The following is a 16,348-nucleotide window of genomic DNA, read 5'->3' on the forward strand; positions in this document are numbered from 1 at the left end:
CCGACGGTGCTCCTAGGCTCCACGTCCATGAAGGTCTGGCGCGGGGTGCTCGCTGGTGGACTGGGCGTGGCCGCTCTTCTCGCGCTGCCGGGGTGCTCGCTGTTCGACCGCGACGACACCGACCAGGTCTCGGTGTTCGACGTCGAGGTCGGCGACTGCTTCACCGCGCCCGAGGAGATCACGACGACGTTCACCTCGCTGGACCGCGTGGCGTGCGACGTGCCGCACGAGCAGGAGGCGTACGCGCTCGCGACGTACACCGACCCGGGGACGGACACGACGCCGGACACGTTCCCCGGCGAGGCCGCGCTGAAGTCGTTCGCGGACGGGGCGTGCGCGCAGGAGTACGCGGGCTACGTGGGGGTCGACTACCGCGACTCCGAGCTGTTCTTCACCTACCTGCTCCCGTCGCCGCGCAGCTGGGAGCAGGACGAGGACCGCACGACGCTGTGCTTCGTCACGACGACCGACGGGGTGCAGCTGACGCAGTCCGTCGAGGGGACGAGGTGGTGACCTGATGGGCAAGCCCGCTGCGACCGCGACGGCCATGCTGCAGTGCAGCTTCGGCATCGCACCCTCGACCCTGGTCGTCCTGCCGCTGGCCCGCGTGCTGGTGGAGGGCAAGCCGGCGGCTGCGATCACGGACATGCTGCCCGGGGCGAACATCCCGCCCTTCGGCATGTGCACGAGCCTGGCCAACCCGACGGTCGCGGCGGCTACCGCGGCGGCGCTCGGCGTCCTGACGCCCATGCCGTGCATCCCCGCGACGGTCGCGCCGTGGATGAACGGCGCGACGCAGACCCTCATCGGCGGCAAGCCCGCCCTGACGATGGGCGCCACCTGCCAGTGCGCGTACGGGGGCGTCATCCAGATCCTCAACCCGGGTGCGATGAAGACCCTGGAGGGCTGAGCAGGCAACTTCGGTAGCGATTACCGATGTTGCCGCCTCGGGCCCCTGCATAGCCTGCGGATGTCCCGTCGTGCCTGGTCATGCGGGGAAACACCCGCAGTGTGAGGGGGCAGGGGAGCTGTGCTGATCCCGGTGGTCGAGGACGGTCTGGAACGCCTCCTGCGCACCACGCTGCCGCTGTCCACCGAGCAGGGGGACATCTCGTTCGAGGCGCCGTCGAGCACGTGGTCGGCGCAGGTGAACCGGCTGACCGTGAACCTGTTCCTGTACGGGGTGTCCCGCAGCAGCCAGCCGTCGCGCGGGCCGGCGACGCGGGCCGCCACGAACGGGTCGACGGAACGGCGGCACGCGCTGCCGATGGTGCAGCTGTCCTACCTGGTCAGTGCGTGGGCGGGCTCGTCGCGCGACGAGCACCTCCTGCTCGGGGACGCCCTGACGCGGTTGCTGGCGCACCAGGTGCTCCCCGGGCAGCACCTGCCGCGGCCGTTGTCGTCGACCGTGCAGCTCGCGCTCGCCCCCGACGACCACAACCGGCCGCGCGACGTGTGGTCGGGGCTCGGCGGCTCGCTCAAGGCGTCGTTCACGCTGCTGGTCACGGTCGCCGCGGACGCGTACGACTGGGAGGCCGCCGCCCCCGAGGTCACGTCCGTGTCCGGCTCGGCGGTCCCGATCAGGGCGGGCGTCAGCCCGTGAGGGTGAGCAGCACGGTCGAGCGGCTGGACGTGTCGCCCGGTACCTCCGGGGTGGTCCCCCTGGAGGTCATCAACACCTCCGAGGTCATCGAGTCCTTGTCGGTGCGGGCGATCGGCCTGCCCGAGGCGCTCGTGCGGTCCGAGCCGCGGGCGCTCGCCCTGTTCCCGGAGGCGTCCGGCGCGCTGACCCTGACCCTCGACCTTCCCGACGCGTTCCCGGCGGGCACGTACCCGCTGACGTTCGTGATCGCGGGCAGCGCCCCGGGTGCGACGGAGGCGTTCCACGACCTCGACCTCGTCGTGCCGCCGCAGCCGCGGCTCGCGCTGACCGCGTCGCCGTCTCTCGTGCGCACGCGGGGACGGGCGGCGTTCACGGTCGAGGTGCGCAACGAGGGGAACGTGCCGCTCGACGTCGCGCTGCGGGCCGTCGACACCGACCGGACCCTGCGCACGTCGCTCACGCCGTCGACGCTGTCCGTTCCGGCGGGTGCGGTCGCGACGACCACGGTGCTGGTGCGCGGCCCGCGCCAGCTGCTCGGCTCCGACCGGGACCGCCCCCTGCGCGTGGTCGCGCAGGCGACCGAGACGACCGCCGACGTCGAGCTGGTGCTCCGGCAGAAGTCGACGTTCAGCCGGGGCCTCCTGACGGCGCTCGTCCTGCTGTCGATCCTCGCGGCGTGGGCGCTCGCGTTCGTGCTCGGCATGCGCGAGGTGCTCGGCGCGGACCCGTACGCGAAGGTCGCGCCGCCGTCGTTCTTCGTGAACACGGCCACGGCCGAGGGCACGCTGCCGGAGGGCATGCCCGCGGGCGCGATGCCCAAGGAGGGACCCGTCCCGGCGGGCACCGGTGCGACTCTCACCGGGCTGGTGCTCGGCGAGACCGACCAGCAGGGCGTCGGGCGGGTCACCGTCACGGCGTGGCGGCAGGGTCGCGACGCGCCGGTCGAGGTGTCGTCGGCGGCCACGCAGGCGGACGGGAGCTACGCCCTGGCGGGGCTGTTCCCCGGGCCGTACCTGCTCGAGGTCGCCGCCGAGGGGTACGAGACGGCCTGGTACGAGGCGGGCACCTCCTTCGCGACGGGGACGCAGGTCGACGCCCTCGCGCAGCAGGTCACCACGGGCGTGGACCTCGCGGTGACCGGCGACCCGGCGTCGATCAGCGGGAACGTCGAGACGGGCGAGGCACCCGGCACGGTGGTCGTGCAGGTGACCGCGAAGCCGGCGTGGGCGGGCGCCGACCCGGCGACCGAGTACGTCACCGCGACGGACGCCGCCGGTGCGTACACGTTCGCGGGCCTGCCCGCGCCGGGGACCTACGAGCTGAGCTTCGTCGCGGAGGGCTACCAGCCGAGCAGCCTGTCCGAGCGGGTCCTGGGCGGGCAGTCACGGTTCGCGCTCGACGTCACGCTCGGTGCGGGTCCCGGGCAGATCGCCGGGACCGTGACCGACGGGTCGGCGCCCGTGGGCGGCGTCGAGGTGAGCACGACGATGGACGGCAAGCCGGTGGTCGTCGGGACGCCGACGATCGGGCAGGTCGGCCAGTTCGTCGTGCCCAACCTGAAGACCCCCGGCACCTACGTCCTGACGTTCACGAAGGCCGGGTTCAGCACGCAGACGGTCGTCGTCGACCTCGGGCCCGGGGAGCAGCGTGCCGATCTGCAGGTGGTGCTCGCCGGGGGCGCGGGGACCGTCACAGGGAGCGTCGTCGACGCGAACGGCATCGGGATCGGCGGCGTGACCGTGACCGCGGGCGGGTCGGCGAACACCGTGACCACCACGACCCTGACGTCGGGGGCGGTCGGGTCGTTCACGCTGACCGGTCTGGCCACGGGCTCCGTGACGCTCACGTTCAGCAAGACCGGGTACACGTCGGCGAGCGTTCCGGTGACGCTCACGGACTCCGGCCCGCCGGCCCCGGTGACCGTGGCGCTCACCTCGGCGCTCGGGAACGTGACCGGTCGCGTGACGCAGAGCGGAGCGGGCGTCCCCGGCGCGACGGTGCAGGCCACCGACGGCACCATCACGCGTTCCACGACGTCGACGGCATCGGGTGGGTTCGGTGCCGGGACGTACCTGCTGCCGGACCTGCCGGCCGGGACCTACACGGTGTCCGTGACGACCGGAGGGTCGGTGCTGGCGACCGCCGTCGTCACCGTGCGACCCGGCGCGACCACGTCGCAGGACCTCCCGATCGCGGGGAGCCCCTGATGCGTCTGTCGGTCGAGCCGCGGCGCGCCGTCGCCACCCCCGGGACGCCCACGATGCTGGGCGTCGTCGTCACGAACGGGTCCGACGTCATCTCCGGGTACGTGCTGCGGGTGCTCGGTGCGGACCCGTCGTGGGTGGAGATCGAGGACCCGTCGCCGCGGCTGTTCCCCGGGGAGTCGGTGTCCGTCGGGATCGTCCTCACGCTGCCCGAGGGGATCCCCGCGGGAGAGCGACGCGTGTCCGTGCAGGTCCGCGACGTCACCGACCAGGCGGCCATCGCCATCGAGGACGTCACCGTCGACGTCCCCGCGCTGCCGCGCACCACCGTGAGCCTGGAGCCGGCGACCGTGACCGCCGGCAAGGTCGCCGGGTTCGCCGCCGTGGTCCGCAACGACGGCAACACCGTCCAGCACGCCCGCCTCGTCGCACGGGACCCCGAGGCCGCCACGACATACACGTTCGACCCCGACGGGTTCAGCCTCGCACCGGGGCAGAGCACGTCCGTGGCGCTGGCCGCGAGCGCGAAGCGACCCTTCGTCGGTGACCCGCTGCTGCGGCCGTTCGAGCTGCGGTTGGAGGGCCCGTCCGCGCCACCGACGGACGCACCCCCGGCCGCCTCGGGCGTCTTCGTGCAGAAGCCGCTGCTGTCCCGGGGGATGCTCGGGCTGCTCGGGCTCCTGCTGGCCATCTCGACGTTCGCCCTCATCATCACGATCGCGCTGAGCTCCGTGGTCGGCCGGTCCGCCGCGGACCGCGACCTGGCCATCCAGGTGGCGCAGGCCCGGCAGGCCGCCGCCCAGACGGGGACGTCGACGGTCGAGGGCACCGTGATCCAGCTGAGCACGGGCGCGCCCGCGCAGGACGTGACGGTGCTCCTGTTCGGTGCCGACGACCCGTCGCAACCGGTCAAGACCCAGGCCACGGGCACCGACGGCGCGTTCGCGATGTCGGACCTGCCCGCCGGGGAGTACACGGTCCAGGTGACCGGCGCGGGTTTCGCTCCCACCTGGTACCCGTCGGCGGCCGCGCAGCCGGACGCGCAGCCGGTCGAGCTGACCACGGGCCAGACCGTCGACGGGCTGACGGTCGTGGTCGGCGGGGTGCCCGCCACGCTCACCGGCACGGTGACGGGGGCGGACGTCGGGGGTGCCCAGCTCACGGTGGAGCTGCCCCTCGACGTGCCGCCGCTCGCGGGCGAGGTCCAGCCGGAGGCGGGCGAGGCGACCGCGACCGGGAGCACGGGGGCGGTGGTGCGGACCGTCCCGATCGGCGCCGACGGCACGTTCGAGGTGGCCGACCTGCCGTCGCCCGCGGTGTACGACCTGGTGGTCTCCAAGGCCGGGTTCGCCAGCGCCGTGCAGCGCGTCGACGTGGCGGCGGGGGAGGACCGCAGCGGGATCCAGCTGTCGCTGCTGACGGGCGACGGGTCCATCGCGGGCTCGGTCAGCGGCGCCGCGGGGCCGGTCGGTGGGGCGACGGTCGTCGCGAGCGCCGGGCAGGTCGTCGTCGAGACGGTGACGCTCACGGAGGAGCCGGTGGGGTCGTTCACGCTGCGCGGGCTGCCGACCCCCGGCACGTACACGGTCGTCGTAACCGCGGAGGGGTTCGCCCCGGCGACCCTCAACCTCACGCTGACGCCCGCGCAGGAGCTCACAGGCGTCTCGGTGCTGCTCGGGCAGGACCAGTCGAGCATCAGCGGTCTGGTCACGGTGCCGGGCGGCGACCCGAGCGGCGTCGTGGTGACCGTGACCGACGGGGCCGTGACGGCGCAGACGGTCACGAGGTCGTCCGCACCGGCGGGCAGCTGGGAGGTCACGGGCCTGCGGCTCCCGTCCACGTACACGGTGACGTTCTCCCGGGCCGACCTGGAGTCGCAGGTGCTCTCGGTGAGTCTCGACGGGTTCGGGAACGTCACGTCTGGGGCACCGAGCGCGACGCAGGTGAACGCGACGCTGCGGGCGGCCGACGGCACCATCTCGGGGGTCGTCCGGCAGAGCACGACCACGGGTGCGACCAGCCCGGTCGGGAACGTGACGGTGACGGTGAGCTCCGGGACGACGCAGCGGGTCGTGACGACCGCGTCGACTCCCGCGTCCGAGGTCGGGCGGTACGTCGTCGACACGCTGCCGCCCGGCACCTACACGGTGACGTTCTCCCGGGCCGGCACCCGCCCGACCTCGACGATCGTGGTGCTGGCGGCGTCGCAGAACCGGGACCTCAGCCCGGTGCTCGTCGCACCCGCCGCGATCTCCGGCACGGTGACGCAGGGCAGCGCCCAGGTGCAGGCGGGGCGTGCGGTGCTGCTGTACCTGGCGGCGCAGTACGGCACGGCGGCCGGGCCGGTCGCCACGACGACGACCGACAGCGCGGGGTTCTACTCGTTCCAGGACGTCAGCGCCCCCGAGCACTACATCGTCGAGGTCCGCACCACACCGTCCGGCACCGTGCTGGTCACCTCCACCCCGCAGACCGTCAGCGCGAGCCAGCAGCTCACGGTCAACCTCTCCATCCCGACGGACTGACGGGGGGATCGACGTGGCCGTCGCACCGCAGCGCACCGGGCAGGGCGCCCCGAGCGTCCTGGCCGAGCCCGGCGCGCACGCGTCGCCGGGCCAGTCCGCGGTCCTGCGGGTGCACGCACGCAACATCACGACGCAGGCGCAGGACCTCGCGTTCTCCGCGATCGGCCTCGAAGGCGCCTGGCTGCCGGCGCCCGTCGCGGTCCCCGGGGTCCCCGCGGACGCCACGGTCACGGTCGAGCTGCCCCTGATGCCCCCCGTCGGTGCCGCCCCCGGCGACTACCCGTTCGTCGTCGCGGTCGAGGCCCGCGGACCCGGCGCAGGCGCACCCGCGACGACGCTGGCCGAGGTGGTGCTGCGCGTCGACGGGGTCAGCGACCTGGTGCTCAGCGTCGAGCCGGCGGACTCCCGCACGGTCCGGCGCAAGCCCGTCCAGGTCGTCCTGGCGAACACCGGGGAGCAGCCGGTCCGGGTACGTCTCGAGGCGCTCGGGGATGCCGACCTGGCGGTCGACCTGGACGCCACGGACGTCGACCTCGCGGCGCACCAGACCGTCCGCATCGCCGGGCAGGTCCGGGTGCTGCGGCCGCGCGTGGTCGGCAGCACGCAGCGGTCGCCGTTCCACGTCGTCGCGACGGGTGCGCGGGCGCCGCAGCGGTTCGACGGGTCCGTCGCGCTGCGCCCGCTCCTCACGTCGACCGCGCTCAAGGCCGTCGCGATCACGATGGTGTCGCTCCTGTGGATCGGGGCGGTGCTGGCGGCCCTGCCGCTGGTGTCGCAGGTCGTCGCGGACCGGTCGCAGGAGCAGGCGAAGGCGCCGTCGGACGAGTCGCAGGGCGGTGCCGACGGAGGGACCGACGGCGCGGCGCCCGAGGGGCCGCCGCCCGGCCCTCTCGTGCCCGGTGTCCGGGTCGCCGGGCAGGTCACGGGGGCGGACCCGGCCGGGGTGCAGGTGCAGGTGGCGCCCGCGTCGGCGTTCGCACCAGAGGCGACCGAGACACCACCGTCGACGGCTGCCGGCCTGGACCGACGACTCGTCGCGCTCGCGGCGCCCGGCCGCCTCGCCGCGACGCTCCTCGCGGCCGCCAGCGTCACCCCGCCGTCGACCGACGCGGGCAAGGTCCTGGGCACCGCGCTCCCGGTCGAGCTCACGGACCAGGCGTCGCAGCGCCGCTCCACGACGACCGACGAGAAGGGCACCTGGGCGTTCGCCGACCTGTCCGCGACGGGCCGCTACCTCATCGTCCTGTCGAAGCCCGGGTACCAGACCCAACGCTTCCTGGTCACGGGTGCGGAGGCGGCCGCCGCGCCGCTGGAGCTCGAGATGGTCCCCGGGAACGGCCGGATGTCGGGGACGGTCACGGGTCCCGACGGTGCGGCCGGCGGCGTGGAGATCACGCTCTCCGACGGCACCACCACGGTGACCACCCGGACCGCCACGAGCGGGCGCGTCGGGTACTGGGAGGTCGACGGGCTGTCCACGCCGAGCACCTACCTGGTCACCGCGGGCACCGAGCGCCTGGGCGCCCAGTCCGTGCTCCTGCGCCTGGAGGCCGACGGGACGCGGACGGTGAACCTGGCGCTGCGCAGCGGGGTCGCGACGCTGTCCGGGACCGTGCGCGGCACCGACTCCCTCGGCGGGTTCGGCGGGCTGGGCGGGCTGACGGTGACGGCGACGGCGGGTGAGGTCACGCGCACCGCCACCACGGTGACGGGCGACCGCGCCGGCACGGTCGTCCTGCCCGACCTGCCCGTGCCCGCGTCGTACACGGTGACCGTCTCCGGGGCGGGCTACGCGACGCAGACGCGGCAGGTCGACCTGGGACCGGAGGGCATCTCCCCGCTCGACATCGTGATGACGTCCGTCGGCGGCGTCGTCGAGGGCACCGTCAGGGCCACGGGCGGAGGCGGCCTCGCGGGGGCGGGCCTCACGCTCGACGGGCCGACCGGGACCTACAAGACGATGGCCGCGTCCGACGGGTCCGGCACGTTCCGGCTGTCGGGGATCGACCCGGGCCAGTACGTGCTCACGGCCACCGTGTTCGGGCACGAGCCGGGGTCCGCGCAGGTCACCGTGACCAGCGGGAGCACCTCGCGCGCGGACCTCGTGCTGGCGCCCATCCCCGGTGACGGGCTCGTCGCGACCTCCCGCATCCGGGGCAGCGTGCGCGACGCGAGCACCGGCGGGCAGGTCACGTGCCCGCACCTGCGGGACGACGACGTCGGCGGGTGCATCATCACGGTGACCGGTGACGTCGCCGACGCGTCCGGCGCCACCACCCGGTTCACCGCGACGGTGGGACCAGACGAGGAGTACACGTTCCCGACGCCGGGCGACCCCGGTCTGCTGCCGGGCCTCTACCGGCTGACCATCTCCGCTCCCGGGTACGAGAACGGGCACGTCAACGTCACCGTGCCCATGGGGCAGGTCATCGAGGCCACGACCGTCGCGCTCGAGCAGTCCCCGTCGATCGTGGGGACGATCCAGGCGCGGGTGGGTGCCGTGTCCACGGACACGTGCGTGATCGCGGTGCCGTCGACGCCGGGGGTGGTCGTGCCGACCGCCCCGTGCACCCCCAGCGACGACCCGGCGTGCGAGATCACGGGGGCGGCGTGCAGCTTCATCGGCACCAACGGGTCGTACGAGATCAACCGCCTCACAGCCGGGCCGTACACCGTGTTCGTGGTCCCGCCGGCCGGCACCGAGTACCTGCCACCCGAGCCGGGCGAGGTCTCGCTGGTCCCCGGGTCGTCGCGACGGTTCGACGCGGTGCTCGACCGCCTGGGCCGGCTCAACGTGACCGTGATGCGCTCCGACGGCACCTCCGCGCTCGTGCCCGCCGTCGGGGCGACCGTGTCGACCGCCCCGGCGTCCGTGCTCTCCACGCCCACGCCCGCCACGGACATCAACGGCCTCACACAGGTCATCGGGCTGGAGCAGGGCGACTACCAGGTGACGGCGTCCGGCATCAGCACGGGTTCCCTGGCCGACCCGGTCACCGTCGGGCTCAACCAGGAGGTCTCCGTCCAGATCGTCCTGACGCTGCCCGTCGCGAAGGTCACGGGGACCGTCGTGACGCAGCTCATCGCGGGGGAGCAGACCCCCGTGCGGGACGCGGTCGTCACGGTCACGGGCACGACGAGGTTCAACGGGCTGACCCCCGTCCGCGAGTCCGCGTCCGCCGTCACGCCCGTCGAGGGTGCGTTCACCATCTGCACCGACGGCGGAGCGTGCCCCGAGGAGGTCACCAGCCCGGCCAGCACGATGGTGCTGCCGCTGGTGCAGCCGCGCGTGGACGTGACGGTCACCGCACCCGGCTTCCAGCCGTTCTCGGCCGTCGACGTGCCCACGTCCGCGCTGGCGACGCTCACCCTGTCGCCCGCGGGCGTGGCCTTCTCGGGGACCCTGTCGTTCGTGCCGGGTCTCGACCCCACCGCGACGGCCGACGCGGTGCGCAACGTGCGGTTCTCCGTCCAGTCGGCGCCGCCCGGGGTGGGCCAGCTGTCGCTGACGGCCGTGATGGTCGGCACGACGCCCACGGTCGTCTGGTCCGACTCCGCGCAGGGTGCCGACCCGACCGGTCCGACGGGCAGCCGGCTCATCCGGCCCGGGACGTACACGGTCACGGCGACGCTGCCGGGGTACGACCTGGCGCCGATGACGTTCACCGTCGACCCGGGCGTCGCCATGCCGCGGCCGCCCGACCCGGACGCGCTCGTCTTCACGCTGCGCAAGTTCGGGTTCCTGCGGGTGACGGTCGGGACCACCCAGAACCCGGCCCTGCTGGTGCAGGGCGCGATCGTGACGATCACGCTGCAGGGCGGGACCACCCAGCAGCGGGCGGCCAACCCGGGGGACACGCACGTCGACTTCGGTGACCTGCCCACCGACGACTACACGGTCGAGGTCCGGGCTCCGGGGCACGCGCGGGTGACGACGACCGTGCGCCTCGAGGCCGGAGACGGTCCCGACGACGACAAGCTCGTGACCGTACGACGGCTCGGCCTCGTGCAGGGCATCGTCAAGTCCGTGCTGACCACCGGGCTGGAGCAGGACCTGCCCGGCGCCCGGATGGCGGTCCGCCAGGGCGTCGCCGGCACGCCGTTCGTCGGCACCACCGGCTCCACGGGCGCGTACCGCCTCACCGGCACCACCGTCACGGACGGCCTGGTGGGAGGCGGCTGGCAGGTCGAGGCGACGGCGCCCGGCCATGACCCGGTGCCCGCGACCGCCGTCACGGTCCCCGACCCGAGCTTCGCGTCGCTGCCGAGCCTCGACGTCGACGTGCCCGTGATCCGGCTGCCTGCGAAGAACGGCGGGCTCCAGGTCCGTGCCTACGACGGCACCACGGTGGTGCCGGGGCTGACCATGCAGCTCAGCTACCTGGACTCCACCGGTCCGCGGACCATCACGCCGACGTGCGGACCGGACGACAGCACCGCGCCGTGCCCCGGCGGGCTGTACGTGTTCATCGACGTGCCGCCGCTGACGTACAACCTGAACATCTCCGGCCCCACCTACTCGCCGCTCTCGCTGCCCGTGACCATCCCGCCCGGGGAGACGCCGTCCATCAGCGTGCCGATGACCACCCCGTCGGGGTCGATCCAGGGCCTGGTCCAGCACCAGCGCGCCAACGGTCGGCTCGACCTCGTGGACGGCGCCGTCGTCACGCTGACCCCCGAGACCGGCGACCCCCGGACCACGACGTCCGACGCGAACGGCCAGTACTCGTTCCCGGTCGTCGTGGCCGGCACCTACACCGTCTCGACGACCGTCGACGGGCTCGGCGCCACCCGGACCGTCGCCGTCCAGCCCGGGCAGGGCATCGTCGTCGACCTGGTGCTCCAGGACGTCACCCGACAGGTGCAGGTGACCGTGACGTCCGCGAACGGCACGGACCTCACGGGTGCGCTGGTCAGCCTGACGAGCGCCACCGCGACGGGACCCGCCGCGCAGCCGGTCGTCCGCACGGGCGCGGGCGCCAGCACGTACACGACGACGTTCAACCAGGTCCCCACCGGCACCTGGACCGTGACCGTGTCAGGCCCGTCCGGCCACCTCGGCACGCACACGGGGACCGTCGACGTCCCCGCGACCGGGACCGGCGTGGTGCCGGCCGCGGTGACCGTGCGCGAGACGCAGCTCGCGCTGCGCGCCACGTCGGCCGCCAGCGGGGCACCCGCGACCGTCCTGGCGACCGTCACGCAGGGCGCCACCGCCACCCCCGTGACGGTGGCCGTCGGCGGCGGCGACTCCGTCCTGTTCCTGCCCGACACCGCCGCCACCGTCACCGCGACCGTCACCGGCGGCTGGGTGGTCACCGTGACCGGTGGCACGATCCCCGCAGGCACCACGTTCCGCTCGGTCACCATGGATGTCACCGGTCGGCCGACCACGACGTCCGCCACCGTCGGCGCACCGACCGTGACGACCGGCGGGACGGTCTCCGTGACGTCCCGCGTCCAGCCGGGTTCCGGCGGCGGGACCGTGGACGCGGGCACGCTCCAGCTGCAACGGCGGACGGGGCCGACCACCTGGGCCGACGTGGGGGCCGACGTCGTCGCGACGGGCGCGAACCAGACCGTCTCGGCGACCGCCGACGCCGGCTGGGGCACGGGTGTCGTCACGCTGCGTGTCGCGTACTCCGGCGCCGGGTCGTGGGGCGCATCCGCCAGCCCGGACGTCAGCGTGACGGTCCAGACGCCGACGACCACCGCGCTCGCGGCCGCGGCGGGGGTCCTCACCGCGACCGTCAGCCCGTCGGCCGCCACGGGCACGGTCGCGTTCGAGGTCGTCCCTGCGACCGGGCCCGCGACGACCGTGACCGGCTGCGGCGCGGTCGCGCTCACGGCCGGCGTCGCGACGTGCACCTACACGCCCGCGGCGGGGGTCACGGAGAACGTGCGGGCCAGGTACGGCGGCGCGACGACGTTCGTGGCGTCGCAGAGCGCGAACGTCACGATCACCGGGCCGTGACCTGACGCGGGCGCCCGCTAGGTTGACGGCGTGGACGCACAGGCGGGAGACGTCGACGTCCCTCGCGTGCAGTCCGGGCCGAACCCGCAGCACCTGCTGTCGACCGTGCTGGGGGAGTACCTCGACTCCTCCGGCGCCGAGCTGCCCGCGACGACCGTGGTCGCCGTGCTCGCCGAGTTCGGCGTCACCCCGGCGAGCGCGAGGGCAGCGTTGTCGCGGCTCACGCGGCGGGGCATCCTCGCCGTGCGGGGCGGCACCCGGCCGCCGGTGTACAGCGTCACGCCGCAGACGATCGCGCGGCACCGGTCGACGATGCACCGTCTCCTCGCGTTCGGCGCGGTCCCGCGGCAGGGGGACGGGTCCTGGCTCACGGTCTCGTACTCGCTGCCGGAGTCCGGGCAGGCGCAGCGGCATGCGGTCCGCAAGAGCCTCGGCGAGCTCGGGTTCGTCCGGCTCTACGACAGCCTGTGGATCAGCCCGGACGCCGACCCCGAACCGGTGCGCAGCATGCTCAGCGGGGTTCTCGACGCCGTCCCCGGTGCGCGCTGGTCGGTGCTGCACGTGCGGTTCGACGACGAGGCGGGTCCGCACGGCCCAGGTGCTGCTTACGACCTGACCGGTCTGGCGTCCGACTACCGGCGCTTCGTCGACGGGCACGCCGCGCTGCGGGCGGCGACGCGTGCGGGGCGGGTGGGGGCCGCGGAGGCGCTGGTCGCGCGCACGACGCTCATGGACGACTGGCGACGGTTCGCGCTCACGGACCCTGACCTGCCGGCGCACCTGCTCCCCGACCCGTGGCCCCGGCAGGACGCGCGGGAGCTGTTCCTCGAGGTCCACACGGAACTCGGGCCGCTGGCGCAGGAGCGGCTCGTCGAGGTGATGCAGCCGACGTGGCCCGATGCCGGGTCGTGGGTGACGTACTTCGTCGCCGCCGACGACCCTGCGGCGCCGCCTCGGGGCGGTCGGGGGTCCGGAATCGTTTAGCCCCGGGCTGTGGCGTCGGATCGTCTAGACAGATTTCCTGACTGCCGTCACGTTTACTGCATGAGACGACTGCTCACCCGTGCCGCACTGACCGCGACCCTGGCCGCCACCGCCGTGCTCGGCTCGTCCGCGCTCCTGCCGGCCGCCGCAGCACCGGGCGGCTCGGGTCCGTACCCGGCCGACTACTCGACCGCGAGCAGCCTGCCGAACCACACCGTCTACCGCCCGTCGACCCTGCCGTCGCAGCGGATGCCCGTCGTCGTCTGGAGCAACGGGGCCTGCTCGGCGGACGGCACCTCCGCCGTGAACTTCTTGAAGGAGATCGCCTCGCACGGCTTCCTCGTCATCTCGAACGGAAACCCGGGCGGCGGCGGCAGCTCGAGCTCCTCCTGGCTCACCCAGTCGATCGACTGGGCGGTCGCGGAGAGCTCCCGGCCGCAGAGCGCGCTGTACAACCGCCTCGACACGAGCAAGATCGGCGTGGCCGGCTTCTCGTGTGGCGGGATCGAGGCCTACGCCGTCTCGGGCGACCCTCGGGTCACCACCACCGGGATCTTCAGCAGCGGCCTGCTCAACGACGCCGACGACTACCAGCTGCGACGCCTCGACCACCCGATCGTCTACATCATCGGCGGCCCGAGCGACATCGCGTACCCGAACGCCATCGACGACTGGGGCAAGCTCCCCTCCGGTCTGCCCGCGTTCATGGGCAACCTGAACGTCGGGCACGGCGGGACGTACCACCAGACCAACGGCGGCGAGTTCGGGCGTGCGGCGCAGCTGTGGTTCCGGTGGCAGCTCAAGGGCGACACCACGGCGGGACGTGCGTTCGTGGGGCAGGGCTGCGGGCTGTGCGGCAACGGGTGGACGGCGCAGCAGAAGAACCTCACGCTCGGCCCTGAGCCCACCCCGACACCGACGCCCACCCCGACACCGACTCCCACGCCCACGCCGACTCCCACGCCCACGCCGACCCCCACCCCGACCCAGGGCACGTCCGGGTGCAGCGCGACGTACGCCGTGTCCGACCAGTGGCCCGGCGGCTTCGTCGCGAACGTCTCGGTGACCGCGCGCTCCGCGGTCACCGGGTGGACGGTGCGGCTGACGTTGCCGAGCGGCGCCACGGCCACCCAGGCGTGGAACGGGGTCCTCACGGGCAGCGCGGGATCGGTCAGCGTCACCAACGCGGCCTGGAACGGTCGGGTCGCTGCGGGGCAGAGCACGTCGTTCGGGTTCCAGGGCACGGGCACCGGGGCGGGCGCCACGGTGACCTGCGAGGCCATCTGACTTGATGGCACGAACGGTGCGGCGGGCCGTCGAGGTCCGCCGCACCGTCGGCGCGCGTCCGACGATCCGGGGGGCGACGGTTGACGGATTGCTCGTGCCACCTACAATAGAACGCATCTGAAACGGTCTTGGATACGACTTATTGTTGGTGGTGATGAAGGTGCCTAGGCGTCCGATCGCTGCGTCCCGCGCGTCACGTGACGCATTGGCCGTGCTCGGTGCCCAGATCAAGACCGCGCGCCTGGCGCGCGGCTGGACACAGGCAGACCTGGCCGGCCGCATCGGTGTCGATGCCCGGACGCTCGCGGCGGTGGAACGCGGCGAACCCCACAGCGCGATCGGCACCGCGTTCAACGCTGCGTTCACGGTGGGGGTCAACCTGTTCGGGCTGGACGGGGATGACCTTGCACTGGCGCGGCGCCGCGGCGAGGAGACCCTTGCACTTCTCCCTCGGCAGGTCCGGGCGGCAGCGGTGACGAGTGACGCCGATGACGACTTCTGACGTCCTCGCGACACCACCGACGAACGCCTTCGTCTGGGTGTGGCTCCCGGAGTCCACGGAACCCGTCGTGGCCGGACAGGTTCGCCAGGTCGGTGACCTGCACCAGTTCATCTACGGCCGGAGCTACCTCGATCGCGCGGACGCGATCAGCCTGTACCGGCCGGAACTTCCACTGACGTCCGGGTGGCAGGACCCTCGTGAGGCCATGGGCATGGCCGGCTGTCTGCGGGACGCCGGCCCGGACTCGTGGGGGCAACGAGTCATCAACGTGCGGCTGGCCGGTGGGCGACACGGAGACGTCGCGGACAAGATTCACGCGACGAAGCTGACCTACCTGCTCGAGTCCGGCTCGGACCGCATCGGCGCCCTGGACTTCCAGCGCAGCGCCACTGAGTTTGTCCCGCGCGTCGCGGATGCCACCCTGGACGAGCTGCATGCTGCTGCACAGGCGATGGACCGCGGCGAGCTCACCGGCGTCCTGGATGACGCGTTCGTCAACGGGACCGCGGTCGGCGGGGCGCGCCCCAAGGTGCTCCTGCGTGACGGGCAACGCCAGTGGATCGCCAAGCTGTCGACGTCGAGCGACACGTACTCGGTGGTCAAGGCCGAAGCAGTGGCGATGGCCCTGGCTCGGCGAGTCGGCATCCCCGTGCCGGCGACGAAGGTCATCCGCTCGCTCGGGCGCGACGTCTTGCTCGTCGAACGGTTCGACCGGCCCGGTGGTGGGCGGCGGCGCATGATGATCTCCGCGCTGACCATGCTCGGATTCGACGACTTCCTGGGCGCGCGGTACTCCTCCTACGTCGAGGTGCTCGACGTCCTGCGCCGACTCGGACGCGACGGCGAGAGAGCGGGGCGGTCACTGTTCGAACGGATCGTCTTCAACGTCGCGATCAGCAACATCGACGACCACGCACGCAACCACGCAGCGTTCTGGGACGGCTCCGAGCTCGAGCTGACCCCGGCCTACGACCTGTGCCCACAGCTGCGCTCGGGGACCGAGGCACGCCAGGCCATGGACATCACGGCCGACGGGCGGCGCGCGAGCCAGTTCGCGCTCCTCGTCGAGGCAGCACCCGAGTACGGGCTGACCGGTTCGCAGGCACGCGACGTCATCGACTCGCAGGTCGCGACCATCCGGGAGCAGTGGGCGGACGCTGCCGACGAAGCCCAGCTGACCCTGGACGACCGCAGCTACCTGTGGGGTCGTCAGATCCTGAACCCGTACGCGTTCGAGGGGTACGGCATCGGCTGAGGTGCTCCCACTCC

General features: G+C 73.4%; 10 protein-coding genes. All 10 read left to right on the top strand.

What is annotated here, in order from left to right:
• Positions 1–27: 27 nt before the first annotated feature.
• The gene (locus ASF78_RS13040; RefSeq protein WP_056589898.1) at positions 28–513 is read left to right on the top strand and encodes a septum formation family protein; all 486 of its coding nucleotides are present in this window, start codon (positions 28–30) and stop codon (positions 511–513) included.
• 4 nt (positions 514–517) lie between these two features.
• The gene (locus ASF78_RS13045; protein ID WP_056589902.1) at positions 518–910 is read left to right on the top strand and encodes a DUF4280 domain-containing protein; all 393 of its coding nucleotides are present in this window, start codon (positions 518–520) and stop codon (positions 908–910) included.
• 120 nt (positions 911–1,030) lie between these two features.
• On the top strand, positions 1,031–1,603 hold the full coding sequence (locus tag ASF78_RS13050; RefSeq protein ID WP_056589905.1) for a DUF4255 domain-containing protein: 573 nt from the start codon (positions 1,031–1,033) through the stop codon (positions 1,601–1,603).
• A 2-nt stretch (positions 1,604–1,605) separates the two neighbouring features.
• The gene (locus ASF78_RS13055) at positions 1,606–3,810 is read left to right on the top strand and encodes a carboxypeptidase-like regulatory domain-containing protein (RefSeq protein WP_056589909.1); all 2,205 of its coding nucleotides are present in this window, start codon (positions 1,606–1,608) and stop codon (positions 3,808–3,810) included.
• Positions 3,810–6,332 (top strand): carboxypeptidase-like regulatory domain-containing protein, encoded by a 2,523-nt coding sequence (locus ASF78_RS13060; protein WP_056589911.1) that lies wholly within the window; start codon positions 3,810–3,812, stop codon positions 6,330–6,332. Before ASF78_RS13055 ends, ASF78_RS13060 begins: the two co-directional genes overlap by 1 nt.
• A 13-nt stretch (positions 6,333–6,345) precedes the next feature.
• Positions 6,346–12,306 (top strand): carboxypeptidase regulatory-like domain-containing protein, encoded by a 5,961-nt coding sequence (locus ASF78_RS13065; protein WP_056589914.1) that lies wholly within the window; start codon positions 6,346–6,348, stop codon positions 12,304–12,306.
• A gap of 30 nt (positions 12,307–12,336) precedes the next feature.
• Entirely contained in the window at positions 12,337–13,290 is a 954-nt protein-coding gene (locus tag ASF78_RS13070; protein WP_056589917.1) for a PaaX family transcriptional regulator C-terminal domain-containing protein, read from the top strand.
• Between the two features lie 60 nt (positions 13,291–13,350).
• The gene (locus ASF78_RS13075) at positions 13,351–14,577 is read left to right on the top strand and encodes a cellulose binding domain-containing protein (protein ID WP_056589920.1); all 1,227 of its coding nucleotides are present in this window, start codon (positions 13,351–13,353) and stop codon (positions 14,575–14,577) included.
• A gap of 211 nt (positions 14,578–14,788) precedes the next feature.
• Complete coding sequence (locus ASF78_RS13080; RefSeq protein ID WP_200940602.1) at positions 14,789–15,079, top strand: helix-turn-helix transcriptional regulator; 291 nt, start codon at positions 14,789–14,791, stop codon at positions 15,077–15,079.
• The gene (locus ASF78_RS13085) at positions 15,066–16,334 is read left to right on the top strand and encodes a type II toxin-antitoxin system HipA family toxin (protein WP_056589923.1); all 1,269 of its coding nucleotides are present in this window, start codon (positions 15,066–15,068) and stop codon (positions 16,332–16,334) included. The genes ASF78_RS13080 and ASF78_RS13085 overlap by 14 nt, the downstream gene beginning before the upstream one ends.
• Positions 16,335–16,348: the final 14 nt, after the last annotated feature.

The organism is Cellulomonas sp. Leaf334, assembly GCF_001424195.1.
Lineage (GTDB): Bacteria > Actinomycetota > Actinomycetes > Actinomycetales > Cellulomonadaceae > Cellulomonas.

Bases quoted from the DNA above. Each gene is read 5' to 3' on its own strand.
- ASF78_RS13045 (WP_056589902.1), top strand. From the start codon at position 518: ATGGGCAAGCCCGCTGCGACCGCGACGGCCATGCTGCAGTGCAGCTTC.
- ASF78_RS13060 (WP_056589911.1), top strand. From the start codon at position 3,810: ATGCGTCTGTCGGTCGAGCCGCGGCGCGCCGTCGCCACCCCCGGGACG.
- ASF78_RS13085 (WP_056589923.1), top strand. From the start codon at position 15,066: ATGACGACTTCTGACGTCCTCGCGACACCACCGACGAACGCCTTCGTC.
- ASF78_RS13040 (WP_056589898.1), top strand. From the start codon at position 28: ATGAAGGTCTGGCGCGGGGTGCTCGCTGGTGGACTGGGCGTGGCCGCT.
- ASF78_RS13075 (WP_056589920.1), top strand. From the start codon at position 13,351: ATGAGACGACTGCTCACCCGTGCCGCACTGACCGCGACCCTGGCCGCC.